We start from the raw sequence: 521 nt of genomic DNA on the forward strand, positions 1-521 counted from the left end.
ACACTTTCGGTAATGCATTTCCGAAGTGCATAATATCAGACAGCTTAAGTAGCAATTTTCTTCCTAAAGCACCACCAGGATGTGAGAGAGCGAAGTCTTCTGCTGAGAATCCACGCGCTTGAAGTAGGGCAACTGCTAGCGCATCGCCCATTACTAAAGTTGCTGTGGTACTGCTGGTTGGTGCAAGGCCAAGTGGACAAGCTTCTTGAGGGACAGTGATTTGCAAGTGCAAGTCAGCCAGTTTTGCCATGTTGGATTCTGGCTTGCCCGTCATGCTAATGATTTTTATGTTTAAACGCTTTAGAACAGGGAAGAGAGACAAGATTTCATGGGACTCGCCAGAGTTAGAAATAGCGATAACAATGTCACCCGCGCTGATCATACCCAAGTCACCATGCGCTGCTTCACCCGGGTGAACGAAAAACGCTGATGTACCTGTGCTGGCAAGCGTTGCTGCAATCTTGTTGCCAATGTGGCCTGATTTGCCCATACCCATCACGACAACTTTGCCGCTATTGGAA

1 protein-coding gene is annotated in these 521 nt (G+C 47.8%); it reads right to left on the reverse strand.

Annotated features, from left to right (window positions below):
- Positions 1–521 (reverse strand): KpsF/GutQ family sugar-phosphate isomerase (locus R8N49_RS30285; protein ID WP_318190841.1); only part of this gene is annotated, 521 nt, incomplete at both ends.

It is taken from the genome of Vibrio sp. 1978 (genome assembly GCF_033344345.1).